Source organism: Streptomyces sp. RLA123 (assembly GCF_056270165.1).
In genome coordinates, this window is sequence record NZ_JBWDOR010000003.1 from 616,187 (window position 1) to 640,830 (window position 24,644).

The following is a 24,644-nucleotide window of genomic DNA, read 5'->3' on the forward strand; positions in this document are numbered from 1 at the left end:
GCCTCCCCCGAAGGAATCGTCATGCCCACCCCCGCACCCCCGTTGTCCGCCGAAGCGCCCTCGGACGCCTTCGGGACCCCCCTCATCGACGTCTCCGCCCTGGTTCCCGGCGCCCGGGTGCTGGTCAAGGACGAGACGCGCTACGGCTCGGGAAGCCACAAGGAGCCCGCCGCCCGCGCCGTCGTGGCGCGCGCGGTCGCCGACGGCCACCGGCACGTCACCATCGCGACCTGCGGCAACTACGGCCGGGCCATGGCCACGGCCTGCCAGGTCGCCGGTGTGGAGTGCACGGTGGTACTCCCCGCAGGCTGGAGCGATGGCGGCGCGGCCATGGTCGCCGCCGGGGCCCGGGTCCATCTGGTGGACGGTGCCTACGAGGACGCCGTGGAGGAGTCCCGGCGGCTCGCCGCCACCGGGGACTGCGTCGACGGCAATGTGGACGGGCCCTACGCCGAGGCCGTCTTCGAAGGGCACGGCGTGGTCGTGTCCGCCCTCCGGGCCGAACTGGACGAGGCCCCCGCGGTGCTCTGGCTGCCCGTCGGCAACGGCACCACGGCCATCGCCGTCCGCCGTCAACTCGACGTGCACGGCTGGGACACGACGATCAACGGGGTCTGCTCGGCCGGCAACAACCCCGTGCTGACCAGCTGGCCGGGTCCGTACCGCACCCTGCCCCCTGAGTCCGTCACCACCACCGACCACAACCAGCCGCTGGTCAACTGGCACGCATTGCAGGGCGACGAGGCGATGGCCGCGATCGCGGCCACCGGTGGCACCGTCCTCGGCGTGGACGACCGGGAGCTGTGCGACGCGCGCGACGCGCTGGCCGCACACGGCGCGTTCCCGACCGCCGCCGGCGCCGTGGCCATGGCCGGCCTGCTCAGGACCGCCCGCTCCGAGGGCCTGGTCCCCGGTCTCCACGTGGTGGTGCTCAGTGGCCGTTGATCGGCTCGTCCCCGTGCCGGACAGTGTCATGCCCGCCGGCCCGGCCACGCTCTTCACCCGGCTCAAGGTGACCCCCGCCGACGAACTGGTCTTCGTCGCCAAGCTGGCGCTGCTGGCCGTTCTCACCTCCGGCGGGGTGATCCTCGCCCTGCAGCGGAACCTCTGGGCGGCCGCGGCCGGGATCGTGTTGCTGGCGGCCATGTTCACCCACGCCGTGGAACTGCAGCACCAGTGCCTGCACCACTCCGCCTTCCGGCGCGCGCTGCCCCACCGGCTGATCGGCGTCCCGCTGGGCATCCCGCTGCTCGTCGTCTACAGCCACTACCGGGTGCGCCACCTCCAGCACCACCGCTTCCTCGGCACGCCGCAGGACACGGAGTTCTTCGGTTTCGACACCCGGGGGCCGCTCACCCCCCGGGCCCTGCTGCGCGGGCTGCTCGACTACCCGCGGCTGGGCACGGTCGCGAGGGAGGTCGTCCGCGCGGCCACGGGCCGCTGGAGGTACGCGTTCGGTCACGTCGCGCCGGCGATGCGCCGCAGGATCGTGGTCGAGCACGTTCTCCTGGGAAGCGTCCTGGCCGGCGCGGCCGCCGTGGTGGCCGCCGGGGGCGGCGCGTACGTGCTCCGCCTCTGGGTGCTCCCCCTGGTTCTCGCGGTCCCCCTGCACTTCCTCGTCGAGCTGCCGGAACACCTGCTGTGCGACACCGAGACGACCGACGTGCTGCGCAACACCCGATCGATCAGGGGCAGTCGGCTGAGCACGTGGTTCACCAACGGCAACAACCTGCACATCGAGCACCACGCGGCGATGACCGTGCCGATCAACCGGCTCGGGGAGCGGCACCCCGAGACCCAGGCCTTCGCCGTCCACGTCGAGCGCAGCTACGCGGACTTCTACGGGCAGTTGTGGCGTTCCCTGCGAGGCCCGGGCGCGCGCCCGTAGACCGTGCGCGCCCCGCGGCAGGGACACCGGGTCCGGCCGCGGGGCGCCGCCGGGGCGGCTGCTTCCGGGGACCTTCCGGCGTCGTCCCGGTCACCGGTGAACGCGCGACTTGGAGGGGCCACGACTGGTCCTGCGGCGTCACCCCTCCCCGGACCTGACGGCGGCGGAGCCCCGTCAGTGCTCGAGCGAGGGAAGGCCGGCCAGGCCGCTGTCGAGCATGATGCGGCCGACGGTGGCATCGAGGGCGCTGTCGGCACCGACGACGGTCTCGACGCCGCCAGGCAGCAGATCGAGCGGCCGGTACCAGGACCGCAGCTCGTCCGGCAGGACGTCCTCGGCGATGGGCTTGGTGGCGTGCCGGGCGAGCGTCTCCTCGAACGGGACGTCCAGGTAGAAGCCGTGGGTCGGGCCGCGGTGGTCGGCGCGCAACCCGGCGAGCATCGGGCCGTAGTGGTCAGAACAGAGGATGCCTTCGAGGACGACGTGATACCCGGCGTCCAGGGCGTACCGGGCCGTGAGGTCGATGAGCCCGATGTTCGCCGCACCGGGCCGGTCGCGTTCGCGCAGGACGACCCGGCGGAGGTTGTCCTGCCCGACCAGGGCCACGCCCCGGCCGAACCTCTCCCGCACGCCGGCCGCGACGCTCGACTTCCCCGAGGCGCTGTTGCCGCGCAGGATCACAAGCCGGGTCTCCTCGGTGCCCACCATCACGGCGGTCACGCTACCGGGCAGGGTGCTCCGGAATCCCCTACCGGCCCGGCGCGCCCGGGCATCCTTCGCCGGGCAACTAAAATGGTGTGATCGCGCAGGTCGCGCCGCAAGCGCTCACCGCCGACGAGGAGGCCCTCGTCCGGTCCCTCGCCCGGATCATCTACGCCCTGCCGCGGGCCCTGGACACGGATCTGGTCCGCGAGCAGCGGATGCCCCTCATCGAGTACCTGACCTTGATGCATCTGTCCGAGGCCGCCGACCGGCAGTTGCGGATGAGCGATCTGGCCGCCGTCTGCGAGCTGTCGCTCAGCGGCATGACCCGCGTCGTACAACGGCTGGAGAAGCAGGGAATCGTGCAGCGGGTCAGGTCCGAGCAGGACGCCCGCGGCTGGAACGTCGTCCTCACCGACGCCGGTCTCGCTCGCCTGAGGGATGCCTGGCCGACCAACCTGGCCTTCGTGCGCCGGCACTTCCTCGACCACCTGGGCGGCCTGGACATCAAGACGCTCGCCTCGGCCCTGGAGAACGTCGCCACCTGAGCGGGAGGGGGCGGGCCGCGCCCCTTCCGCCGGCCGGCCCAGGGGCCGGCCTCAGCCCGCCGCGGTCGCGGGCGCGGCGGCGCCGCCGGGTTCGTGCCGTGCGATCGCGCCTGCCCGCGGAGCCTCTCGCACCGCCCGGTTGGCCGTGGTGAGCACGGCCAGGGCGAGCAGCCACGCCCCGCAGAACCAGACCAGTGTTCTGGCGCCCAGCGTGGTGATCAGCGCGCCGCCCGCGAGCGTGCCGATGGACAGGGCCCCCGTGGTCAGCGTGGCGACCGCGCTGCTCGTCCGGCCCCGCAACTCGTCGGGGGTGATGGCCAGCTGATGGGTCGTCATCGCCACTGTGTACACCGGTGCCACCAGTGACTCGGCCGCCGCGACCACCGCAAGCACCATCGGGTGGGGGGCCAGCGCGTACAGCGGGAACATCAGTGCCTCCAGCCACAGCATCACGATGGCGATCCGCCCGAGCGGGAAGCGCCGGGTGACCCGGTCCGCCACGAGTGCCCCCGCCATCGCGCCGACGGCCGCGCCGCCGAAGACGACCCCGATCCACAGCGGGGAGGCGCCCAACTGCTGGGCGAGGGTGATGATCAGCAGATATCCGGCTCCGTAACGCACCTTGTCGGCGGCCGACACCAGGGTGAGGAAACGGATGACGGGCCGTTGCCAGAGCCAGCCGAGCCCTTCCCGGATCTCGCTGGTCAGCCGGGCCGGCGGGCGCGCGTCCTGCCGGTCCGTCTGGAAGCGGGCGCGCATCAGGCGCAGGGACGCGGCGGACACCGCGAAGGACACCGCGTTGACGGCGAACGGCAGGGTCCGCCCGGCAGCGTAGAGCGCCCCGGCGAGTGGGGCCCCGAAGACGCCGACCGCGCCGGCGGCGGACTGCTGCCGGCCCAGTGCGGCGGTCAACTGCACAGGATCCACGACGTTGGGCAGCGCCGCGGTGCTCGCGACCTGGAAAAGGGTGCTCAGAACCCCGGTGAGCAGGGCCGTCGCGTACAGCTGGGGCATCGTCAGCCGGTCCAGCCACAGCGCGACGGCGACACCGGCCGTGAGCACGGACCGGCCGATCTCGCATCCGATCATGGTGGTCCTGCGGTCCCACCGGTCGGCGAGGGCGCCGGCGACCAGTCCGAACGCCAGGAAGGACAGGGTGCCGAGTCCGAGGACGAACCCGGCCTGTGCGGCCGATCCCGTGAGGGTCAGGACGACCAGCGGCAGGGCCATGAAGTGGGCCTGGTCGCCGATGGCGGACACCAGCTGGCCGCTCAGCAGCAGCGAGAAGTCACGGTTCCGGAGCAGGCCGGAACCACGAGGGGTTGTCATGCTGATAACGCTCCGTAACAGCTCTAGGGCACAAACGTGGCGTCGAAGCTGGTGTCCTCGCTAGGAGACACGGGGCGTAATGGCCATGCGCGGACCGTACCGAGGACGCGGAAGCGGCCGCAACCGGATATCCCGCGAGCGGTGAGCACGGGCGTCTCACGTGCGGAGTTCAAGGTCACACCCGCAGGCGCGGATCGCCTCGCCGCGTGCCGGACAGGCATACTCGGGCCCTGCGGGAGCATCGGCATCCGCAGTCAGCGGGAGGTGCGCGATGGTGTCGTCGTCGGGGACGGAGCCGCGGAGGGTCACGATCCATGACGTCGCCCGGTCCGCCGGGGTGTCGCGGCAGACCGTGTCGCGGGCGCTGAACGACAAGGACGAGATCGACGGGCTGACCAAGCAGCGCGTACTCGACGTGGCCCGCGAGCTCGGCTACCGGCCGAGCCGGTTCGCCCGCGGTCTGGTGCGGCAGGACACCACCACCATCGGGCTGGTGATCCCGGACCTGCTCAACCCGTTCTTCACCGAGGTCGCCGCGGCCGCGCTGGAGGCGGCACGCGCCCGCGGCTGGCACGTCGTCGTGTACGACACGGCCGACCGTCCCGAGGAGGAACTCGGCACCCTTCAGGTGATCGGTTCGCAGGTGGACGCCGTCGTCGGCTATTTCAGCTGCTCCGAGGACGCCCTGGAGCGGTTCACCCGGGGCGTGCCCGTGGTGCTCATCGGCCGTGAGCACCACACCGCGCGGTTCACCTCGATCCGGATCGACGGTGAGCAGGGCGTGCACGCCGCGGTCGCGCACCTGGTCGCCACGGGCCACACGCGGATCGGGATGCTCGACCACGGGGGCCGCGCCGAGCCGAGCATCCGCCGCGACTGGTTCACGGCGGCCGCGGCGGCGTACGGGGTCGACGCCGGCAAGGTGGTCGGCGCCGACCAGTCGGCCGACGGCGGCGGAGCCGCGCTCAGGACGCTGCTCGCCGCGCATCCGGACGTCACCGCGGTCTTCACCTTCAACGACATCATCGCGATCGGCGCACTGCGCGAGGCACGCCGGATCGGCAGGAGCGTCCCGCGGGACCTCGCCGTCATCGGCTTCGACGGCCTTCAGCTCGGCGCGCTCGTAGAGCCCCCGCTCTCGAGCGTCGCCCTCGACACACGCAGGCTCGGCGCGCTCGCCATCGAGCAGGCCGCACGCCTGCTGACCGGCATGGAACCGCTGGACGCGGAGGCCCTGGTCGTCCGGGCGGAACTGCGGCCGGGCGGGTCCGCGTAACCTCCAGGACACATGTGTGACCGAATGTCTTGACACTCGACCGCGCCGGAGCGCACACTCTCGAACAATTCAGAACGTCCCCGTGAGCGCTCCCGTGAACGTTCACGGGAGCGCTCACGAGAACAATTGCTTGACTTGCTGATTTCCGCCACGGCGCACGGCAGTTGAACCGGCACCGTTGCGACCTGTCCGTTCCGGTCAGAAGGCATCCCCGCCTGAGGTGTCAACGTCGACCCGACTAGCGTCGTCGCTAGTCGTTCTCTGGTAAGGAAACAATGAGCAACACAGTCACGCGCATCCGCCTCGCGGCCGTCGCCGCCGTCGCCGCCACCGCCAGTGTCGCCGTACTCGCCGGATGTTCCTCCTCGTCCGACCCGAAGGCCGATGCAGCCGCCGCGGGTTCCTGTGAGCCGGCGAAGGGCAAGGTGACCCTCCAGTACTGGAACACCGTTCCGGGCATGGACCAGGTCGTCGCCCTCTGGAACAAGAAGAACCCGGACATCCAGGTGGAGATGAAGAACATCTCCAACGACCAGTACGGCACCATCGGCAACGCCCTCAAGGCGGGCAAGGCGCCGGAGCTCGCCCAGGTCGGTTACGACGAACTGCCTTTCCTGCGCACCCAGAACGCCTTCGTGGACGCCTCGGCCTGCAAGGACGCCACCGCGGCCAAGTCGAAGTTCGTGCCGTGGACCTGGTCGCAGACCAGCTTCGGTGACACCGGCGTGTTCGCCTTCCCGCAGGACACCGGCCCGATGGCCCTCTACGTGCGCAGCGACATCTTCAAGCAGCACGACATCGCGATACCGAAGACCTGGGACGAGTACGCGGCGGACGCGACGAAGCTGCACAAGGCGGACCCCAACCTCGACATCACGTTCTTCGACCCGAACAACGCCGAGTGGTTCAACGGTCTCCTCTGGCAGAACAACGCCGAGATGTACTCGTACGCCGGCGACAAGTGGCACGTCACCGTCGCGTCCGACCAGAGCAAGCAGGTCGCCGACTACTGGCAGAAGCTGATCGACGACAAGCTCGTGCGCACCGACCTCGCGCACGGCTCGACGCAGATGTACGCCGCGTACCAGAAGAACCAGATCGCCACCTACGTCGGCGCCGCCTGGGGTTACAGCATGTTCCGCGACAACCTGCCCAAGCAGTCCGGCAAGTGGTCGATCGTCCCGATGCCGACCTGGGGCACCAACGCCGCCTCCGGCGACTGGGGCGGCTCCACCGTCGCGTTCATGAAGGGCAACACGCACCTGTACGAGTCGGTCAAGTTCAACGACTGGCTGAACTCCGACCCCGAGGCCCTCGCGCTGGAGAACAAGCTGGGCGGCCTCTACCCGGCGGCCACCGCCGGCGCGCAGCTTCCCGCGCTCTCGGAGGGTGTCCCCTACTACAACAACGAGAAGATCTTCGACGTCTTCGCCGAGTCGTCCAAGAACATCGACACCAAATTCTCCTGGGGTCCCACCCAGAAGACGGTGAACCTGGCGCTCCAGGACACGCTGGCCAAGGCGGCGGCCGGTGACGGCAAGCTCAACGACGCTCTCGCGGCCGCCCAGGCCGCCGCGCTGAAGTCGATGAAGGATCAGGCGATCCCGGCTGTCGCGGGCAAGTGACAGCGGCATGACTGATATCGCAACCCGCGCGACGCGCGTGGTGGCGGCCAGAGGGGGCCGCCGTCGTCTCAACGGCGGCGGCCCCCGGGCGGGCACCATCATCGCGTTCCTCACCCCGTTCTTCCTCCCGTTCGTGCTGTTCTACCTGGTGCCGGTCGGCTACGCGGTCTGGCAGAGCTTCCAGGTCGTGCGCCGCACCGGGGGCCAGTACGGCACGTCGTACACCACCTTCGGCGGCTTCGAGCAGTACGTGCAGGTCTTCCAGAACACGGAGTTCTGGAACAGCATCGGGCGCATCGGCCTGTTCGGCGTCGTGCAGGTGCCGGTCATGCTGTTCGTGGCCCTGATCATGGCGCTGCTGCTCGACACGCCGCTGCTGAAGCTCAAGGCCTTCTTCCGCATCACGGCGTTCATGCCGTACGCGGTGCCGGGCGTCATCGCCGCGATCATGTGGTCGTACCTGTACTCCCCGCAGCTCAGCCCCCTGGTGGACGCGCTGAAGGGCATCGGCCTCGAGCCCGACTTCCTCGGCCCGGGCGCCGTGCTGTGGTCGGCGGCGAACGTCTCCACCTGGCTGTGGACCGGCTACAACATGCTGATCATGTACTCGGCACTGCAGTCGATCCCGCAGGAGCTCTACGAGGCCGCCAAGCTCGACGGTGCGAGCAACTGGGCGATCGCCTGGAAGATCAAGGTCCCGATCATCGCCCCGTCGATCATCCTGACCACGGTGTTCTCGATCATCGGCACCCTCCAGCTCTACGCAGAGCCGGCCGTGCTGCGCCAGATCTCCTCGAACATCTCGAGCACGTACACGCCGAACATGCTCGCCTACGCGGTGGCCTCGGGGAACAACTACCAGCAGGCCGCGGCGATCTCCGTGGTCATCGCCGTCATCACCTTCGTCTTGAGCTTCGGGTTCATGCGACTCACCTCGAAGAAGGCGGGACTGTGAGCAACCAGACCCTGATCCGCGAAAGCCGCGTCAGCCGCACCGCCGTCATGGCGCTGATGTTCCTGCTGGCGATCTACTTCCTGCTGCCGATCTACTTCCTGATCGTCGCGGCGACCAAGCCGCAGGGCGACCTCGCCTCCACCAACGGCCTGGCGTTCTCGCACTTCGACCTCTTCAGCAACCTGAAGATCCTGTTTTCCCGCAGCGACGGCATCTTCGGCCGGTGGGCCCTGAACAGCGTGATCTACGCGGTGCTGGGCGCGGCCGTCGGGACCCTGATCTCCGCGCTGTGCGGCTACGCGCTCGCCAAGTTCAGGTTCCGGGGCCGGGAGTTCCTGTTCTCCGTCATCCTCGGCGGCGTCCTGGTTCCCACCACCGCGCTCGCGCTCCCGCTGTTCCTGCTGTTCTCGGCGACGGGCCTCGTCAACACCTACCTCGCGGTGTTCCTGCCCAGCATCGTCAGCCCGTTCGGCGTCTACCTGGCCCGCATCTTCACCGCCGCGGCCGTCCCCGAGGAGATCCTGGAGTCGGCGCGCCTGGACGGCGCGGGAGAGTTCCGCACGTTCTTCTCGGTGGCGATCAAGCTCATGGCGCCGTCGCTGGTGACCATCTTCCTGTTCCAGTTCGTCGCGATCTGGAACAACTTCTTCCTGCCGATGGTGATGCTGCAGAAGGAGTCGCTCTTCCCGATCACCCTCGGCCTCTACCAGTGGAACGGTCAGACCGCCCGCGCCCCTCTGCTCCAGGAATCCGTGATCACCGGCTCGCTCGTCTCGATCGTGCCCGTGATCATCGTGTTCATCCTCCTCCAGCGGTTCTGGCGCACCGGGCTCGCCTCCGGCTCCCTGAAGTAGTTCCGCGGCACCGCTCCCCCGCCTTTCCTGTCACCCGCAACAGAAGGTCCTCCGCGCTATGCACAACTCCGCCGACTCCGCCGTTTTCGTCCCCCATTTCCACTGGGACCGCGAGTGGTACGAGCCCTTCCAGGTGTTCCGGCACCGGCTCGTCACCGCTCTCGACACCGTGCTGGAGACGGCCGAGGCGAACCCGGACTTCCGGTTCACCGTCGACGGGCAGATGGCCGCGATCGAGGACTACCTGGAAATGCGGCCGGAGAACCGCGACCGGGTCAAGGCCCTGGTCGCCGACGGCCGGCTCGCCATCGGACCGTGGCTCATCCTGCTCGACGAGTTCCTCTGCTCCGGCGAGACCATCGTGCGCAACCTCCAGATGGGCTGGGCGGCGGCGGCCGAGCTCGGCGGCTCCATGCCGATCGGCTACCTGCCGGACATGTTCGGCCATGTCGCGCAGATGCCGCAGATCCTGGCGCGCGCCGGAATCGAGCACGCGGCGCTGTGGCGCGGCGTTCCCGGCTCCGTCGACGGCCACGCCTTCCGCTGGCGCGCTCCCGACGGCTCCGAGGTGCGCACCGAGTTCCTCTTCGACGGCTACGACAACGGCCTCGACGTCCTGCTGGTCCCCGACCAGATCAGGCGCGCGCTCGGGGAGTACGCGCAGATGACGGCCGGGCGCTGGGGCAACGACCCGGTGCTCGCGATGGCCGGCACCGACCACAACGCGCCCGACCCGCAGCTGGCGGCCTGGCTGCGGCGCGCCTCCAGCGACGAGCGGGCCATCACCATCGCGACGCTCGACGAGTACATCCGCGAGCACGTGCGCGACGAGGTCTCCGCCGTCGTCACCGGTGAGCTGCGCAGCCACGTGCGCGGCAACATCCTGCCGGGCGTGCTCTCCGTACGGCTCGCGCTCAAGCAGCGGATGGCCGCCGCCGAGCGGACCGTCGACCACGCCGAGCGGGTGAACGCCCTGTGGTCCCGGCGGGACGACTCGGCGTTCCTCTCGCTCGCCTGGCACAAGATCATCGAGTCGTCCGCGCACGACTCCGTCGTCGGCTCCGGCACCGACGAGACCTCCGACCAGGTCGAGGCGCGTCTGGCCGAGGCCGCGCAGGCCGCACGCGCGGTGCGGGACGCGGCCCTGGCCGAGCCCGCCGCCCTGATGCCGAGCGACGGCTACCTGGTCGCCAACCCGCTGCCGTTCCCGCGCACGGCCCTGGCCGAGGTGGATGTCGTGGCCCCGCCCGAGGGCACCCATCTCGTCGCGACCGCCGCCGACGGCTCGGCGCACCCCGTGCAGCTGATCTCCCAGGCCCCGACCGTGCTCAGCGACGAGCGCATGGACGCCTCGCAGCTGGAGCGCGTACTGCGCCGCATCCACCGCCGCGAGCTCTTCGGCCGGCTGATCGACCACTACGAGCTCACCGCGGGTTCGCTGGTCTTCCACCTCGCCGAGGTCCCGACCAGCGGGCCGTTCGACCTGCTGATCCTGCGCCGGGAGGTCGCCGCGGCGGCCGCCGCGCATCCCGGTGAGTGGCGGGTGCTCACGCTGGAGGAGGCCCGCGCGACCGCGCTGGTGCCCGTGCACGTCCCCGCCTCCGGGCTCGCCGGTTTCCGCGTCGCCCCCACCGAGCGCACCGCCCCGCGGCCGACGGCCTACGCCCCGGCGACGGCGACGGACCGCACGCTGTCGAACGGCCTGGTCGAGGTGGCGGTCGCCGCCGACGGCACCCTGGACGTGACCGGGGCCGACGGCACCGTGCTGCGCGGAGTCGGCCGCCTCGTCGACGGCGGTGACCGAGGCGACAGCTACAACTACGCTCCCCCGGCGCAGGACGTGCTCGTCTCGGAGCCGGCGGACGTCACCGTCGAACTCCTCGAGGACGGCCCGCTGCGTTCGAGGATCCGTGTCACCCGCGTCTACGAGTGGCCCGCCGAGCTCTCCTCCGAGCGCGACATCCGCAGCGCCCGGACGGTGCCGACCCCGGTGGAGACCCTCGTGGAGGTGCGTGCGGGCGAGCCGTTCGTGCGCGTCTCGACGTCCTTCCTGAACCAGTCCGCCGACCACCGGCTGCGCTTCCACGTGCCGCTGCCGGAGCCGGCGACGACCTCCGCCGCGGCCGGGCAGTTCGCCGTCACCGAGCGCGGGCTGACCTCCGAGGGCGGTTGGGGCGAGTACCCGATCCCGACCTTCCCCGCGACCGAGTTCGTGTCGGCCGGAGCCGCCAACGTCCTGCTCGACCACTCCAGCGAGTACGAACTCGTCTCCGACGGCTCCGAACTCGCCATCACCCTGCTGCGCGCGATCGGCTCGATCAGCGTCAACATCCACCCGCTGCGCGACGAGCCCGCGGCGAGCGAGATCCCGGTGCCGGGCGCTCAGGATCTCGGTGTGCGCATCGAGAACCGCTTCGCCGTCGTGCCCTCGGCGACCGGCTGGCAGGGTGCCCACGCGGTCGCGCTCGCCGAGGAGTTCCGCAACGACGTGCTGGTCACCCGCGGGACCGCGCCCGCCGGGGGCCAGCTGCCCCCCGACGCCACCGGCCTGCGGGTCGAGGGTGCGGACGTCCTCGTCTCCGGCATCCGCCGCGTCACCGGCGACGATCGCGCGGCCGGCACCGAGGTGCGCCTGGTGGCGATGGGCGACACGGGATCCACCGCCCGCGTGACCGGCGCGTTCACCGAAGCCACCACGGTCGATCTGCTCGGGCGGCCGCTGTCCACGACCCAGGCCGAGGGCGACCTCGAACTCGCCCTCGGGCCCTGGGAGATCCGCACGGTCGTGGTCCGGTAGGGGCACGGCAAGCGCACGCGAAGGACGACGTCACGGTGACCGACAGATTCGTGATCCACGGCACAGGCGAACGCCCCTGAGTTCGTCCCTCTTCCCCAGAGCCGGCCTGCTCCGCACGACACCGGGTGACCGGGGCCACCGCGCCCCGGTCACCGGGTCGGCGCACCCCGTCCGGCGTCCGGATCCTTTTGTGAGCAAGAAAGAGTTGTGACCTCGTGCCCTCCCCCATTTCCGCGTACGTTACGGACACCGCGCCCGGGCGTGGCGCGCTGCGCCCGGCACGCTCGTGGCTGCACTCCGACGCCCCTTACCGGTCGCTGAACGGGAACTGGCGTTTCCACCTGTCGCCCACGGTGCCGGTGGCAGAGGACTTCGCGGCCGAAGGCTTCGACGACAGCGGCTGGGACAGCATCCCGGTGCCCTCCCACTGGGTGCTCCAGGGCGACGGAGCCCACGGCCGGCCGATCTACACCAACGTGCAGTACCCCTTCCCGATCGACCCGCCGCATGTCCCGGACGAGAACCCCACCGGCGACTACCGCCGCCACTTCGAGGTGCCCGCCGACTGGTCGGCGGCCGAGCGCGTCGTGCTGCGCTTCGACGGTGTCGAGTCGCTCTTCAAGGTGTGGGTGAACGGCCACGAGATCGGCGGCGCCAGTGGCAGCCGGCTGGCCCACGAGTTCGACGTGACCTCGTCCGTGCGCCCGGGCGGCAACGTGATCGCCGTGCGCGTGCACCAGTGGTCGGCGGCCAGCTACGTCGAGGACCAGGACCAGTGGTGGCTGCCGGGCATCTTCCGCGACGTCACCCTCGTCGCGCGCCCGGCCGGCGGCATCGAGGACGTCTGGCTGCGCACCGGTTTCGACGGCGGACGCGGACGGATCGAGCCGGAGATCACCGCCGGGGCGGCGGCGTTCCCGGTCACCCTGCGCGTCCCCGAACTCGGCATCGAGAAGGTGTGGGCTTCGGCGGACGAGGTGGCCCCGTTCGGCATCGACGCCGTGGAGCCCTGGTCGGCGGAGCGGCCGCGCCTGTACGACGTGACCGTGTCGACGGCCGCGGAGAGCATCGCCCTGCGCCTGGGGTTCCGCACGGTCGAGATCCGGGGCGACCGGTTCCTGGTCAACGGCCGCCGCGTCGTCTTCCACGGGATGAACCGCCACGAGACCCACCCCGAGCGCGGCCGCGTCTTCGACGAGGAGCACGCCCGCGAGGACCTGGCGCGCATGAAGCGGTTCAATGTGAACGCGATCCGCACCAGCCACTACCCGCCGCACCCGCGACTGCTCGACCTCGCCGACGAACTCGGGTTCTGGGTCATGCTCGAATGCGACCTGGAGACGCACGGCTTCGACAAGCTCGGCTGGGTGGGCAATCCCAGCGACGACCCGGCGTGGCGCGCCGCCTACCTCGACCGCATCGAGCGCACCGTCGAGCGGGACAAGAACCACCCCAGCATCATCATGTGGTCGCTCGGCAACGAGGCCGGAACCGGTTCCAACCTCGCGGCGATGTCCGCGTGGGTCCACGCCCGCGACCCCGAACGGCCCGTGCACTACGAGGGCGACCACGCCGGCGAGTACACCGACGTCTACTCACGCATGTACGCGACGGTGCCCGAGTCCGAGCAGATAGGCACCGACGGCTCACAGGCACCGCTGCTGAACTGCTCGCCCGCGCAGGGCGCCCGGCAGCGCACCAAGCCGTTCCTGCTCTGCGAGTACGCCCACGCGATGGGCAACGGCCCGGGAGCGCTCGACCAGTACGAGGAGCTGGTGCACCGGCATCCGCGGCTGCACGGCGGCTTCGTATGGGAGTGGCGCGACCACGGCATCCTGACGACGGCCCCGGACGGCACGCCCTACTACGCGTACGGCGGCGACTTCGGCGAGGTCGTGCACGACGGCAACTTCGTCATGGACGGCATGCTGCTCAGCGACGACGTCGCGACTCCGGGCCTGCACGAGTACAAGGCCGTCGTGCAGCCGGTCCGCTTCACCTTCGGCGGGCTCCACAGCTTCGACCTGCTCGACGGCGACCACGTCGCGATCACCAACCTGCGGCACTCGGCCGACACCTCCGACCTGCGCTTCCGCTGGCGCGTCGAGCACGACGGCACGCTCGTGGACTCCGGGGACCTGGAGGTGCCGGTCGTCGCGGCGGGCGTGTCGGTGCGTGTGCCGCTGCCGCAGATCGCGGTGGCGCAGGACGCGGAGACCTGGCTCACCATCGACGCGGTACTGGCGGCCGGGACCGCCTGGGCAGGCGCGGGGCATGTGATCGCGACCGCCCAGCTGGACCGTTCGGCGCGGCGTCCGGCGCCGGCCGTCCGGCCGCGCACCGGCCGGCGGCCGGGTGACGGCACCCTGACGCTCGGCATCGCGGAGTTCGAGGGCGGATCCCTCGTGCGCCTCGCCGGCCGCGACGTGGCGGGCCCGCGACTGGAGCTGTTCCGTGCCCCCACCGACAACGACGAGGGCACGTCCGGTGAGAACGAGGAGAGCGACACCGGCATCGCCGGGGTCTCCCACGCCGAACTGTGGCGTCGCGACGGTCTCGACCGGCTGACCTCGCGGCTGGTGTCCGTGGAGCACGCCGACGGGGCGCTGCGCACCGTCGCCAAGGTCTCGGCGGCGGACGCCGCCCTGTCGGTGACGGTGGAGACCGTCTGGTCGGTCGAGGGCGGCGAACTCGACCTGCGCGTGGAGATCGAGCCCTCGCGCGGCTGGTCGACGGTGTGGCCGCGGATCGGGATCCGTTTCGACCTGCCCGACGGCGCCGCTCCCGTCGACGGCGCCGCGTGGTTCGGCCTCGGACCGCTGGAGTCCTACCCGGACAGCATGCGAGCGGCGCGCACCGGTCGTTTCTCCTCCACCGTTCGCGACCTGTCCGTCGACTACGCGCGGCCCCAGGAGACCGGTCATCGTTCCCAGGTGCGGGAGTTGTCGCTGACGAGCGCGGGCGGCGAGGTGCTGCGCGTCACGGCAGTCCCGGACGCGCGTGGGCGCCGCCCCGGCTTCACGCTGAGCCGTCACACCCCGCAGCAGATCGCCCGGGCCGCACACCCCTTCGAGCTGCCGGACTCGACGACGAGTCACCTCTTCATCGACGCGGCACAGCACGGGCTGGGCTCACGGGCGTGCGGGCCGGACGTATGGCCGCAGTTCGCGCTCCGGCCGGAGTCCCGCACGATCAGGCTGCGCATCGCGGCAGGTGCGTGACCGGAGAGGAACGACGAGGGGCGCCCGCGCGCAGCGGGCGCCCCTTTTTGTCCGGCGGGGCGTCGGGCCCCGACGAGTACGCCGGCCGGAACCGCGGTGGAGGCGGCTGCGGCACGACGGCGGGCGAGTGTCCCGGAGAGCCAGTAGCCGGCGATCATCACCGCGATCACCGCGGGGGTCCCGGTCGTACCCAGCACCCAGGTGGACGCGGTGGCCTCCTTGGGCGGCAGCTTGGGCAGGTCGTCCAAGGAGAGGGGAACCTGGTTGCGGGCCGAGCCGTGGAGGTACCTGCATGACCGGGCAAGAACGGGAGGGGTGCGGGTGGATCAGCTCTCGTCCGTGCCGAACGAGTCGTGTACGGGCCGCACTTCGACCGCGACCACATGGAAGTCCACGACGCGTACGGCGATCTCCCGCGCCCGCTCCAGGCTCGCGCATTCGATCACGTAGTACGCGGTGAGCTGTTCGGTCGCCCCCGTGAACGGCCCGTCCGTCGTGGCCGATCCGTCCCCGTGCCACCGGATCGTCGTGGTGTCCTTCGGGTAGGACAGTCCGGCCCCGTTCATCATCTCGCCGGAGCCCGCCAGGTACTGGTGGAGAGCTTCGTGCCTGCGGAACACCTCGGCGCGCTGCGTCGCGGACATCGCCTCGGTCGCCGCGGGATCGGCGTACATCAGCACCATGTACTTCATGCCACCACACTGACACCGTACGCGGCCGGGAGTGGGCGACTGAGGCGGACGGCCCGTCACAGTTCCTGGAAGCGGCGCACGAACCGGCGCTGCCACGGGGTTTCGACCGCACGGTGGTCGTAGCACCGGCGGACGAACGCCACCGCCCGGCCGGCCGGCACTCCGTCGAGGACCGCCATGCACGCCAGTGCCGTCCCCGTCCGGCCGTAACCGCCGCCGCAGGCGATCTCGACACGTTCGTCCGCTGCCCGGGTCAGGGCCTCGCGCAAGAGGTCCCGCGCCTCCCGGTGGTCCCGGGGAAGCCGGAAGTCGGGCCAGCGCAGCCACCGGGCGTCCCATGCGGTCGGCGGCGGCTGCCTGCCCAGCAGGTACACGGCGAACGACGGCACCGGCCCCGCGGGCAGCGGATCACGCAGCCCCCTGCCCCGCACCAGCGCGCCGGAGGGAAACCTCACGATCCCGCCGCCCGCCGGGTCCCAGCTCTCCGCCATCCCGGCACCGTCCCTCAGGCGCCCGCGAGCCGGGCGACGATCTCCGCGACCTGTTCGCGGACCACCTCCCGGGCGGCGGGGGGCAGTGAGCCGACATCGGTGGACTCCACCGCATGGGCGGCCCGTTCGGCATCGGTGTCGCACGCGGTGGTGGCGGTCAGGACGTCGTAGCCGTCGCGGACGGCGACACGGAGGCGGGTACGCCCGGCGGTGTCGGCGTGCACCGCGGTGGCCACGACAAGAGGCGGCGGGCCGCCCGCCTCGGCGGGCTGCTTGCGGTAGCCACTGACGACCGGTTCGCGCCAGCGGATGCCGAGCAGGAGGTGGTGCTTGGTCAGCGCGTCGGAAAGGTCGTTCTCGTAGATCCCGTCCGGTTCCAGGGTGACGGCACGGGCATCGAGGACGAGTGCGGCGGGCAAGAGGCAGCGCAGGGCGCTGCCGACGAGGTTGCCGCCGACCGTGGCCGTGCGGCGCACGGCTCCGGTGCCCACGCTTGCGGCTGCCCGTCGCAGCGCCTCCGGCACGCGGTCGTCGATCCGGTGCAGTACCACGGCCGCGCCCAGCGCTTCCCGTTCGATCCCGTTGGCCTCGGGCAGTTCCCGCAGCGACATGGCGTGCTCGGGGAAGCCGTCCCGCTGCCAGCCGGCCCACACGAGCGTCGCCCCGCCGATGGGCACCGCGTTCCGGGCCATGCACTCCTGGGCTTGGGTCACGGACGTGGGCAGATGCAACAGCACGGCAGTCGACCTGCTTTCCGGGCAGCCGGCAAGGAAGGAGATCGCTTCGCTGTCCGATCGCCCACGGTGCGCATTCTCCCCCGGCATGCGGACGTGCGTACAGGGCACGGCAGTTGGGCCCCGCACAACGCCGCCTCCGAATCGCGCCTTCCCGGCACCGCCGCACCCGGACCGGGGATCACACTCCCGGGGCTCCCAGGGGACCGCCGTGACCGGCGTCTCACCGTCGAGCCCAAATATTTGCTTGACGCATCAATTAGAAGGGACGTACTTTTTTTCCGCAAGCATCTACTTGACGAGGCAAGCACCGTGTTCAAGCTGTTCAAGACCAAGGAAACAGAGGCGCCCATGACCAGGATCGGCATCATCCTCGGCAGCACCCGCCCGGGCCGCAACGGAGAGGCCGTGGCCCGCTGGGTCCACGAGATCGCGGCGCAGCGCACCGACGCCGAGTTCGAGCTCGTGGACCTGGTGGACTACAAGCTGCCGCTGCTCGACGAGGCGTACCCGCCGGCGATGGGCCAGTACTCCCAGCCCCACACCCACACCTGGGCACAGAAGATCGCGTCCTTCGACGGCTTCGTCATCGTCACCCCCGAGTACAACCACTCCGTGCCCGGCGCGCTCAAGAACGCCATCGACTTCCTGCACGCCGAGTGGGTCGACAAGGCCGTCGGCTTCGTCAGCTACGGCTCGACGGGCGGCACCCGCGCCGTGGAGCACCTGCGGCTGATCGCCGGCGAGCTCCAGATGGCCGACGTCCGCTCCCAGGTCGCTCTCTCGCTCTTCACCGACTTCGAGAACTTCAGCACCTTCAAGCCCGCCGACGGCCAGCGCGACACCCTCGCCACCACCTTCGACCAGGTCATCAGGTGGGCCAACGTCCTCGCTCCGCTGCGCGCCGGCTGACACCGCCGCACGGAACCGGGAGAGGACCACGGGCAGCGTCCCGGGGGTCCTCTCCCGTCGCGCTCGGCAGGACGTGCCGCCCGGACACACTCCCGCCGTCGGCGCTCTTGCTGCGGGCGGCCGGTGTGCCCGATGCTCGTATCCGGGACCACACTGGTCGCACGGCGGCATCTGCGGCACGGCTCCCTCACCGCCCTTTCCGGTGGCGCGTATGGGGACCGCCCGTCAGCGCGTACCGGGGGGACCGGTCATCAAGGGGGTTCGATGAGGACGGAGCGGGTGACCCCGGTGTTCCAGCCGTTGGCCCCCGGTGATCCGGCCACCGTCGCGGGGTACCGGATCGCCGCCCGGCTGGGCGAGGGCGGCATGGGGACGGTGTTTCTGTCGTACACACCCGGCGGGCGCCCGGTCGCCATCAAGGTGATCCGGCCGGAACTGGCCGGGGACCCCGAGTTCCGCCGCCGGTTCCAACTCGAGGTCCAGGCCGCCCAGCAGGTGCAGGGCCTCTACACCGCGCCGGTCATCGACAGCGACTCCGATGGGGAGCGCCCCTGGCTGGCCACGGCATATGTGGCGGGGCCCTCGCTGCAGGCGGCCGTCGGCAGGCACGGGCCGTTCCCGGTACCGGCCGTGGCACTGATCGTCGCCGGGATCGCCGAGGCGCTGCAGGCCATCCACGGCGTCGGCATCGTGCACCGCGACCTGAAGCCCTCCAATGTACTGCTGGCCGCCGACGGCCCACGGGTCATCGACTTCGGGATCGCCCGGGCCGCCGACGCGACCTCGCTCACCCGCAGCGGCGCCATCGTCGGCACCCCCGCCTTCATGACCCCCGAGCAGGCTTCCGGCGCACCGTGTCTGCCTCCGACCGACGTCTTCGCCCTCGGCCAGGTCGCCGTCTACGCCGCCACCGGCCGGCCGGCGTTCGGCGAGGGCACCCCGCACGCCGCCCTCTACCGCATCGTCCACGCGGAGCCCCAGCTCTCCGACATGCCCGGTGAACTCACCGAACTGGCGCGGCTGTGCCTGAGAAAGGATCCGGCCGCCCGCCCCACCCCCGACGAGGTCATCGACATCTGCCGCCAGGTGTCGCCACGTACGGAGTTACGCCGCCCCGAGGGCTGGCTCCCGCCGGCCGTCGCAGCCGACATCGACCGCCACACCACCATGCCCGCCCCACCGCGCTCGCCCGTTCCGCGCCCCGGGCCCAGACCGGGCGTCGTCGTGGCCGTCGTCGCCGGCCTGGTGGCGGCGTGCGTCGCCGCACTCCTTGTATACGGCAGAACCACGGACCGGCCGGGCGAACCCAGCGGGGCCACATCGCCGGACCACACCTCCTCGCTGCCGACGGCCCCGAGCGGCGGCGGTGGCGGCAGCGGCAGTAAGAGCGGCGGCGCCAAGACGGTCGCACCGGTAGTGGAGCCGCCGTCCAAGTCCTACAAGGCGGTCGACCTGGCCGACGGCTACACCTTCTCCCTTTCGGAGCTGCCGCCCAAGCCGTACCACCCGCGGTCCGGCCCGCATTACGAGGGGGACTTCGGCTACTTCACCGACTGGGTCACGCAGAGCTGGGGCTTCGCCACGCCCGAGGGCAACACCCTGGTGCTGCTCACCAGCCGCCAGAAGGGTTCGCTGGCCACGTGCCGATCCGCGACCCGGTACTCCCAGGAGATCTCACGGGAGAACGCGGTGAAGGGCAGCCAAATCTGCGTGGTGACCGCCTCCGGGCACATCGCGCTCGTCACGGTGCGGGGCTACTCCCCCGAGAGCGCGGACAACTACTACGCCACGGTCGATGTGACCGTCTGGCAGAACGCGGAGACGCCCGGCGAGGACTGACCCGCCACGCCCCCTCGTCGCATCCGCCCTCGCCCACGCGCGGACGTCGCGACCAGGCCGACGTCCGGGCGGACCGGCTGAGCCGATCGGTGTAGCTGTCGGGCGGGCATGCCTGCCGCCGGGAGGGGACGGGCAGGCATGGGGGGCGGAGGTGCATTCGCATGCCCAGCGGTGACGTGCTCGCGCTCGTCGATGACAGTGGCCGGGTGGTCGAGTGGGGGCCCGCAGCGGAGGAAGTGTTCGGATGGTCCGCCGGGGAGGCCGTCGGGCGGTCCGTGACGGCGCTCATGGGCGGGCCCCCCGGGCCCGGCGGCGACCGGTCGCGGCGCGAAGGTCTCGCGAACCCACCCGGGGTGCTGGTCAAGCCGGTGCTGCACGGCACATCCGTGGTCTGGCAGGTGCTCTCTGCCGGTGAGAGCGTGCGGGGGCTGGACGCGGCGGTCCTGACGGCGCTGTTCACGCATGCGCCGGTGACACTGCACGTCCTCGACGACCGGTTGCGCGTGGTGCGCGCGAGCGCCGCCCGTCGCGCGCCTCGTTCCGTGACCGGGGAACGACTGGTGGGCGGGCTCTTCACCGAGGTGTGCGCGTTCGAGGCCCCGGAAGCCGAGACCGTCGTGGCGCAAGGGGTCCTCGACACCGGGGAGCCCGTGCTGGACCGGCTCGTCCGGGGCGACAGGGCATCGGAGCAGGCCCGGGGCCGTATCCGCGCCGTCTCCTACTTCCGGCTCGAGGACGCCGACGGCACTGTGCTCGGCCTGGTGGTGTCGGCCGTGGACGTCACGGAGCGGGAGAAGGCGCTGCACCGCCTGGCGTTCCTGGACAGGGTCCGCGCCCGGGTGGGGCACCTGCTGAACGTGGCCACCGTGTGCCAGGAGGTGGTGGAGGTGGTGGTGCCCGGCTTCGCGAGCGTGGCCGTCGTCGAGGTGGTCGACGAGGTCGTCCGCGGGGAGGAACCTCCCGCCGCCCCCGTTCGCCCGGACGTTCCGCTGCGCCGCGCGGCCTTCAAGGGGATCGTCCCGGGTCACCCGGTCGGCGACGTACGCTCCCTGCCGTCCGGCACGCCGTTCTCCCACGTCCTGTCCGACATGCGGCCGCGCCTCCTGCGGATCGACGAGGACAGCCGGTGGCTGGACACCGATCCGGACCGGGGGGATGCCATCAGGCGATCGCTCAGCCGCTCCTTGATCGTGGCGCCGCTGGAGTTGCGCGGCCAGGTGCTGGGCCTGGTCAGCTTCTTCCGCGACATGCACGAGGACCCCTTCGAGGAGGACGACGTCCAGGTGGCGGCTGCGGTGTGCGCGCACGCCGCGCTGTGCATCAACAACGCCCGCCAGTACATGCGCGAGTGGATCATCGCCTCGACCGTCCAGCACAGGCTCCTCCCTCAGCGGTCCCTCACCTCGGGCACCGTGGAGATCGCCGGTCTGCACCTTCGCAATCCGGAGAACGCGGGTGGGTGGTTCGACGCGATCCCGCTGCCCGGCGCACGCACCGTGCTGGTCGTCGGCGACGTGGCGGGGCAGGGAATGACGGCGGCGATCGTGGTGGGACTGCTCCGCACGGCCGTCCACACACTCGCCGCCCTGGACCTCGAGCCCGACGAGTTGCTGGCCCGGCTGAGCGACACCGCGACCCGTCTCGCCTCCGCGTACGCCGCTCTGCCTGCGTTCGCCCCCGGCCACGACACTCCCCTCACCGCCGGCTGCCTCATCGCGGTCTACGACCCGGTGGAACTCACCTGTACCGTCGCCCGCGCCGGCCTGCCGGAACCCGTCGCGGTCCTTCCCGACGGCACCGCGGCCGGCCTGTCCGTCCCCCCGGGCCCCCTGCTCACCGGACCGGGCAGGGCCCCGTTCCCGGCGACCACGCTCAGCCTCCCCGAGGGAAGCACTCTGGCCATGGCGACGGCAGCCCTCGCGGACCAGGTCCTGGCGCCCTCCGGCCGGCTGCGTCCCCTCCTGGACGACGCCCACGCGCGGCCCCTGGCCGGCCTGCACGACACCATCGCGTCGGCGGCCGCGGACGACCACGACGCTGCCGAGACGGTGATGCTGCTCGCCCGTACGAAGGCCCTGCCCGCGGAACGGGTGCTGACCCTCCCGCTGCCGCCGGGCGCCGAGGCCGCGCCGATCGCCCGCGCGGCGGTGCACCGGCAGATGGGGCTGTGGGGCATGGACGAGGAGACGGCGTTCACCACCGAACTCATCGTCAGCGAGTTCGTCGGCAACGCGGTCCGCTACGGCGCTCCCCCGCTGCGCCTGCGCCTCATCCTGGACCGGATGCTGACCTGCGAGGTCAGCGACGGCGCACTCAGCTCACCCCGGGTGAAGCACGCCCGCACCATCGACGAGACGGGCCGCGGGCTGTTCATCGTCGCGAGCCTCGCCGACCAGTGGGGCACCCGCAATCACGCACGGGGAAAGACCGTCTGGGCGGAGTTGCCCGCAGAGCGGCGGACACCGGCCGCACCGACACCCTGACGCCCTGACCGGTGGCCCCGGAGCCCGCGGGCAGGTGACGGTGCGCGGAGCCCGTACGCTGAGGGGGCGATGAACGTCTTCAGCACGCCGTGGGGCGCACTCGAACTGACACGCTTCCCGGCGGACCCTCGGGAGTCGCTGCGGGCATGGGACGCCGCGGACGACTACCTGCTGCGGCACCTGGCCGAGAGCGGAACGGAGCCGGCGGGCGAAGTCGCCGTGCTGGGCGACCGCTGGGGAGCGCTGGCAACGGCGCTGGCCGCACACGGCCCGACGCAGATCACGGACTCCCATCTCGGTCAGCAGGCCACGCGGGCCAACCTGCGGCGCAACGTTCCGCCGCAGGCGCAGGCCCGGGTACGGATGCTGACCACGCGGGACGAGCCGCCGGCGCGCATCGACGTCCTGCTGGTCAGGGTGCCCAAGAGTCTCGCCCTGCTGGAGGACCAGCTGCACCGGCTGGCGCCCGCGCTGCACGCCGGGACCGTCGTCGTGGGAACGGGCATGGTCACCGAGATCCACACCTCGACGCTGAAACTCTTCGAACGGATCATCGGGCCGACCCGCACCTCGCCGGCCGTCCGCAAAGCCCGGCTGATCTTCAGCACGCCCGACCTCGCGGCGCGGCGCGGGACGAACCCGTGGCCGCTGCGGTACGCGCTGCCCGACGACATCGGCGTCCTGTCGGGCCGCACCGTCACCAATCACGCGGGTGTCTTCTGCGCGGACCACCTCGACATCGGCACCCGGTTCCTGCTCCGGCACCTGCCGGCCCGGCAGGGTCCCGACAACGTGATCGACCTGGGCTGCGGCAACGGCGTCGTCGGCACCGCGGTGGCGCTCGCCAACCCCGACGCCGAGGTGCTGTTCGCCGACGAGTCGCACCAGGCCGTGGCATCCGCCGAGGCCACCTTCCGCGAGAACCTGGGGCCCGGGGCCAAGGCCCGGTTCCTCGTCGGTGACGCCGCGGACGTCCTGACCACGGTCCCGCCCGGCGGGGCCGACCTGGTGCTCAACAACCCGCCGTTCCACTCCCACCAGTCGGTCACCGACACGACCGCCCGCCGTATGTTCCACACCGCCAAGAACGCGCTGCGCCCCGGCGGCGAACTGCTGGTCGTCGGGAACCGGCACCTGGGTTACCACGTGCGCCTGCGGCGCCTGTTCGGCAACTGTGAAGTCGTGGCCTCCGACCCCAAGTTCGTGATCCTGCGGGCCGTCAAGAGCTGAGGCTCCCGGCCGGGCGCCCCAGGGAAACGTACCGTCAGTCCTCGCGCGCAGAGGCGAAGGAGCGACGCGGGGACCGGACCCCGGACCGTCGCGACGTTCGTCGCCACCGCCCGGGGCATTCACCGCTCACGCGAAGGCGGCCTCGTCGAACGAGCAGCCGCCGCGGTCCGCGGCCGGGAGGGAGTAACGGGACGTCAGCCGGGGCGTGCGGCGGAAGTACTGCCGGTAGCCGGATGCCCGGAACCTGAGGTCGAAGGCGTGACCCTCGACGTGCCAGTGCGGCAGGTCCTGCCGGTCGTCGTCCGGGGTCAGCCGGTGCAGGGCGTCGATCTCCAGGTCCGGCGACCGGCCCTTGAACCCGAGACCCCCCTCGAGATCCTGGACGTCGTCGAAGACCAGCGTCGCCGGGGACACCCAGAAGGTGAAGTGCTTCTCCGGCGGGAGCGGCTGGACCCACTGGACGATGTAGTCGAGGTCGAGCAGGAGGCGTGAGGCGTCCGCGTCGGTCTGCTGCACGTGGAGGCCGTGCACGGTGGCGTAGTGCCACCACATGTCCTCGAAGTCCGCGTCGCTCCACACACTCTTCGAAAGACCTGATTCCTGGTGATCATCTGCGCTCATGGCTGCATCCAACCAAATCTTTGCCCGGCCACGGCAACGAGGGGACTGGGTGACAGGCCGAGGTACGGGGCGTGTTGGCCAGACTATCGCGGGTGGACCGGCGGACGACCACACCGGTCACGGCCCGAGGATCCCGGTGCAGGGCGGGCGGAGCCGGGTTCGCAGGCCCCCCGCGGACGGTCTCCGGCTCGCGGCCGGGCGGGCTCGGGACCCGATCGGCAGGGCGGCCGAGAATCACCGGACGGCCCAACGCACGCGGCGGGACGGGGGACACGCTCGCGCCCTGCGACTCCTGGAGCAGTGGAGAGCAGCGCCGCATCGTACAGCGGCCCGCACGCCGCCCTGGCCGGGATCCACGGCGAGCGGGCCGTCCGCCGCGCGGGCTGAGCGGGACCGGAGCGACGCCCGTCGTACGCCCCGGGGCGGGATTGCCTCCACCGGGCGCTG

19 protein-coding genes are annotated in these 24,644 nt (G+C 71.5%); 13 read left to right on the top strand and 6 right to left on the bottom strand.

The annotated features are described in order from the left end of the window. Nucleotides 1-21 precede the first annotated feature (21 nt). Nucleotides 22-945, top strand: coding sequence for a pyridoxal-phosphate dependent enzyme (locus RV983_RS02750; RefSeq protein ID WP_475984142.1), 924 nt, complete (start codon nucleotides 22-24; stop codon nucleotides 943-945). A gap of 13 nt (nucleotides 946-958) precedes the next feature. Further along, nucleotides 959-1,888 (top strand): fatty acid desaturase family protein, encoded by a 930-nt coding sequence (locus RV983_RS02755; protein WP_475984143.1) that lies wholly within the window; start codon nucleotides 959-961, stop codon nucleotides 1,886-1,888. 174 nt (nucleotides 1,889-2,062) lie between these two features. Here RV983_RS02755 and RV983_RS02760 read toward each other — a convergent pair whose 3' ends face one another. Then, nucleotides 2,063-2,596: a P-loop NTPase family protein gene (locus RV983_RS02760; RefSeq protein WP_475990203.1), complete on the bottom strand. Its 534-nt coding sequence runs from the start codon at nucleotides 2,594-2,596 to the stop codon at nucleotides 2,063-2,065. Between the two features lie 89 nt (nucleotides 2,597-2,685). Between RV983_RS02760 and RV983_RS02765 the strand changes: the two genes are divergently transcribed. Further along, nucleotides 2,686-3,138, top strand: a complete 453-nt coding sequence (locus RV983_RS02765; protein WP_475984144.1) for a MarR family winged helix-turn-helix transcriptional regulator — start codon at nucleotides 2,686-2,688, stop codon at nucleotides 3,136-3,138. Between the two features lie 51 nt (nucleotides 3,139-3,189). On the opposite strand, the gene RV983_RS02770 is transcribed toward RV983_RS02765, so the two are convergent. Continuing rightward, nucleotides 3,190-4,467 carry an MFS transporter gene (locus tag RV983_RS02770; RefSeq protein WP_475984145.1) on the bottom strand — a complete coding sequence of 426 codons (1,278 nt, stop codon included), beginning with the start codon at nucleotides 4,465-4,467 and terminating at the stop codon, nucleotides 3,190-3,192. Nucleotides 4,468-4,738: 271 nt separating this feature from the next. Here RV983_RS02770 and RV983_RS02775 point away from each other — a divergent pair, with 271 nt between their 5' ends. From RV983_RS02775 to RV983_RS02800, 6 genes are all read left to right on the top strand, one after another. After that, entirely contained in the window at nucleotides 4,739-5,743 is a 1,005-nt protein-coding gene (locus tag RV983_RS02775) for a LacI family DNA-binding transcriptional regulator (RefSeq protein WP_475984146.1), read from the top strand. A gap of 275 nt (nucleotides 5,744-6,018) precedes the next feature. Next, nucleotides 6,019-7,368, top strand: coding sequence for an ABC transporter substrate-binding protein (locus tag RV983_RS02780; RefSeq protein ID WP_475984147.1), 1,350 nt, complete (start codon nucleotides 6,019-6,021; stop codon nucleotides 7,366-7,368). 7 nt (nucleotides 7,369-7,375) lie between these two features. Further along, complete coding sequence (locus RV983_RS02785) at nucleotides 7,376-8,323, top strand: carbohydrate ABC transporter permease (protein ID WP_475984148.1); 948 nt, start codon at nucleotides 7,376-7,378, stop codon at nucleotides 8,321-8,323. Nucleotides 8,324-8,370: 47 nt separating this feature from the next. Further along, nucleotides 8,371-9,177: a carbohydrate ABC transporter permease gene (locus RV983_RS02790; protein WP_475990204.1), complete on the top strand. Its 807-nt coding sequence runs from the start codon at nucleotides 8,371-8,373 to the stop codon at nucleotides 9,175-9,177. A gap of 58 nt (nucleotides 9,178-9,235) precedes the next feature. Next, a complete protein-coding gene (locus RV983_RS02795; RefSeq protein WP_475984149.1) occupies nucleotides 9,236-11,974 on the top strand; it encodes a glycoside hydrolase family 38 N-terminal domain-containing protein in 2,739 nt (912 codons plus the stop codon). A gap of 215 nt (nucleotides 11,975-12,189) precedes the next feature. Further along, complete coding sequence (locus tag RV983_RS02800; protein WP_475984150.1) at nucleotides 12,190-15,195, top strand: glycoside hydrolase family 2 TIM barrel-domain containing protein; 3,006 nt, start codon at nucleotides 12,190-12,192, stop codon at nucleotides 15,193-15,195. Between the two features lie 326 nt (nucleotides 15,196-15,521). Here the strand turns inward: RV983_RS02800 and RV983_RS02805 are convergent, their stop codons facing one another. The 3 genes from RV983_RS02805 to RV983_RS02815 are packed head-to-tail and all read right to left on the bottom strand — an operon-like array spanning nucleotide 15,522 to nucleotide 17,115. Next, on the bottom strand, nucleotides 15,522-15,887 hold the full coding sequence (locus RV983_RS02805; protein WP_475984151.1) for a YciI family protein: 366 nt from the start codon (nucleotides 15,885-15,887) through the stop codon (nucleotides 15,522-15,524). 56 nt (nucleotides 15,888-15,943) lie between these two features. Then, nucleotides 15,944-16,378: a protein-tyrosine phosphatase family protein gene (locus tag RV983_RS02810; protein ID WP_475984152.1), complete on the bottom strand. Its 435-nt coding sequence runs from the start codon at nucleotides 16,376-16,378 to the stop codon at nucleotides 15,944-15,946. Between the two features lie 14 nt (nucleotides 16,379-16,392). Beyond that, a complete protein-coding gene (locus tag RV983_RS02815) occupies nucleotides 16,393-17,115 on the bottom strand; it encodes an FAD binding domain-containing protein (protein ID WP_475984153.1) in 723 nt (240 codons plus the stop codon). Nucleotides 17,116-17,463: 348 nt separating this feature from the next. On the opposite strand from RV983_RS02815, the gene RV983_RS02820 reads away from it, so the two are divergent. The 4 genes from RV983_RS02820 to RV983_RS02835 all read left to right on the top strand — a co-directional run bounded on the left by RV983_RS02820 (nucleotide 17,464) and on the right by RV983_RS02835 (nucleotide 23,576). Continuing rightward, a complete protein-coding gene (locus RV983_RS02820; RefSeq protein WP_475990205.1) occupies nucleotides 17,464-18,024 on the top strand; it encodes an NADPH-dependent FMN reductase in 561 nt (186 codons plus the stop codon). A gap of 264 nt (nucleotides 18,025-18,288) precedes the next feature. After that, nucleotides 18,289-19,863, top strand: a complete 1,575-nt coding sequence (locus RV983_RS02825; RefSeq protein ID WP_475984154.1) for a serine/threonine-protein kinase — start codon at nucleotides 18,289-18,291, stop codon at nucleotides 19,861-19,863. Between the two features lie 161 nt (nucleotides 19,864-20,024). Beyond that, nucleotides 20,025-22,346: a SpoIIE family protein phosphatase gene (locus RV983_RS02830; RefSeq protein WP_475984155.1), complete on the top strand. Its 2,322-nt coding sequence runs from the start codon at nucleotides 20,025-20,027 to the stop codon at nucleotides 22,344-22,346. Nucleotides 22,347-22,415: 69 nt separating this feature from the next. After that, on the top strand, nucleotides 22,416-23,576 hold the full coding sequence (locus RV983_RS02835; protein WP_475984156.1) for a methyltransferase: 1,161 nt from the start codon (nucleotides 22,416-22,418) through the stop codon (nucleotides 23,574-23,576). 126 nt (nucleotides 23,577-23,702) lie between these two features. On the opposite strand, the gene RV983_RS02840 is transcribed toward RV983_RS02835, so the two are convergent. Then, complete coding sequence (locus RV983_RS02840; protein WP_475984157.1) at nucleotides 23,703-24,197, bottom strand: hypothetical protein; 495 nt, start codon at nucleotides 24,195-24,197, stop codon at nucleotides 23,703-23,705. Nucleotides 24,198-24,644: the final 447 nt, after the last annotated feature.

Excerpts from the sequence above, each read along its gene's own strand:
- RV983_RS02830 (WP_475984155.1), top strand. The coding sequence starts at position 20,025 with ATGCCCAGCGGTGACGTGCTCGCGCTCGTCGATGACAGTGGCCGGGTG.
- RV983_RS02795 (WP_475984149.1), top strand. The coding sequence starts at position 9,236 with ATGCACAACTCCGCCGACTCCGCCGTTTTCGTCCCCCATTTCCACTGG.
- RV983_RS02790 (WP_475990204.1), top strand. The coding sequence starts at position 8,371 with ATGGCGCTGATGTTCCTGCTGGCGATCTACTTCCTGCTGCCGATCTAC.
- RV983_RS02835 (WP_475984156.1), top strand. The coding sequence starts at position 22,416 with ATGAACGTCTTCAGCACGCCGTGGGGCGCACTCGAACTGACACGCTTC.
- RV983_RS02750 (WP_475984142.1), top strand. The coding sequence starts at position 22 with ATGCCCACCCCCGCACCCCCGTTGTCCGCCGAAGCGCCCTCGGACGCC.
- RV983_RS02775 (WP_475984146.1), top strand. The coding sequence starts at position 4,739 with ATGGTGTCGTCGTCGGGGACGGAGCCGCGGAGGGTCACGATCCATGAC.
- RV983_RS02780 (WP_475984147.1), top strand. The coding sequence starts at position 6,019 with ATGAGCAACACAGTCACGCGCATCCGCCTCGCGGCCGTCGCCGCCGTC.
- RV983_RS02805 (WP_475984151.1), bottom strand. The coding sequence starts at position 15,887 with ATGAAGTACATGGTGCTGATGTACGCCGATCCCGCGGCGACCGAGGCG.
- RV983_RS02820 (WP_475990205.1), top strand. The coding sequence starts at position 17,464 with ATGACCAGGATCGGCATCATCCTCGGCAGCACCCGCCCGGGCCGCAAC.
- RV983_RS02840 (WP_475984157.1), bottom strand. The coding sequence starts at position 24,197 with ATGAGCGCAGATGATCACCAGGAATCAGGTCTTTCGAAGAGTGTGTGG.
- RV983_RS02760 (WP_475990203.1), bottom strand. The coding sequence starts at position 2,596 with ATGGTGGGCACCGAGGAGACCCGGCTTGTGATCCTGCGCGGCAACAGC.
- RV983_RS02770 (WP_475984145.1), bottom strand. The coding sequence starts at position 4,467 with ATGACAACCCCTCGTGGTTCCGGCCTGCTCCGGAACCGTGACTTCTCG.
- RV983_RS02810 (WP_475984152.1), bottom strand. The coding sequence starts at position 16,378 with ATGGCGGAGAGCTGGGACCCGGCGGGCGGCGGGATCGTGAGGTTTCCC.
- RV983_RS02825 (WP_475984154.1), top strand. The coding sequence starts at position 18,289 with ATGAGGACGGAGCGGGTGACCCCGGTGTTCCAGCCGTTGGCCCCCGGT.
- RV983_RS02785 (WP_475984148.1), top strand. The coding sequence starts at position 7,376 with ATGACTGATATCGCAACCCGCGCGACGCGCGTGGTGGCGGCCAGAGGG.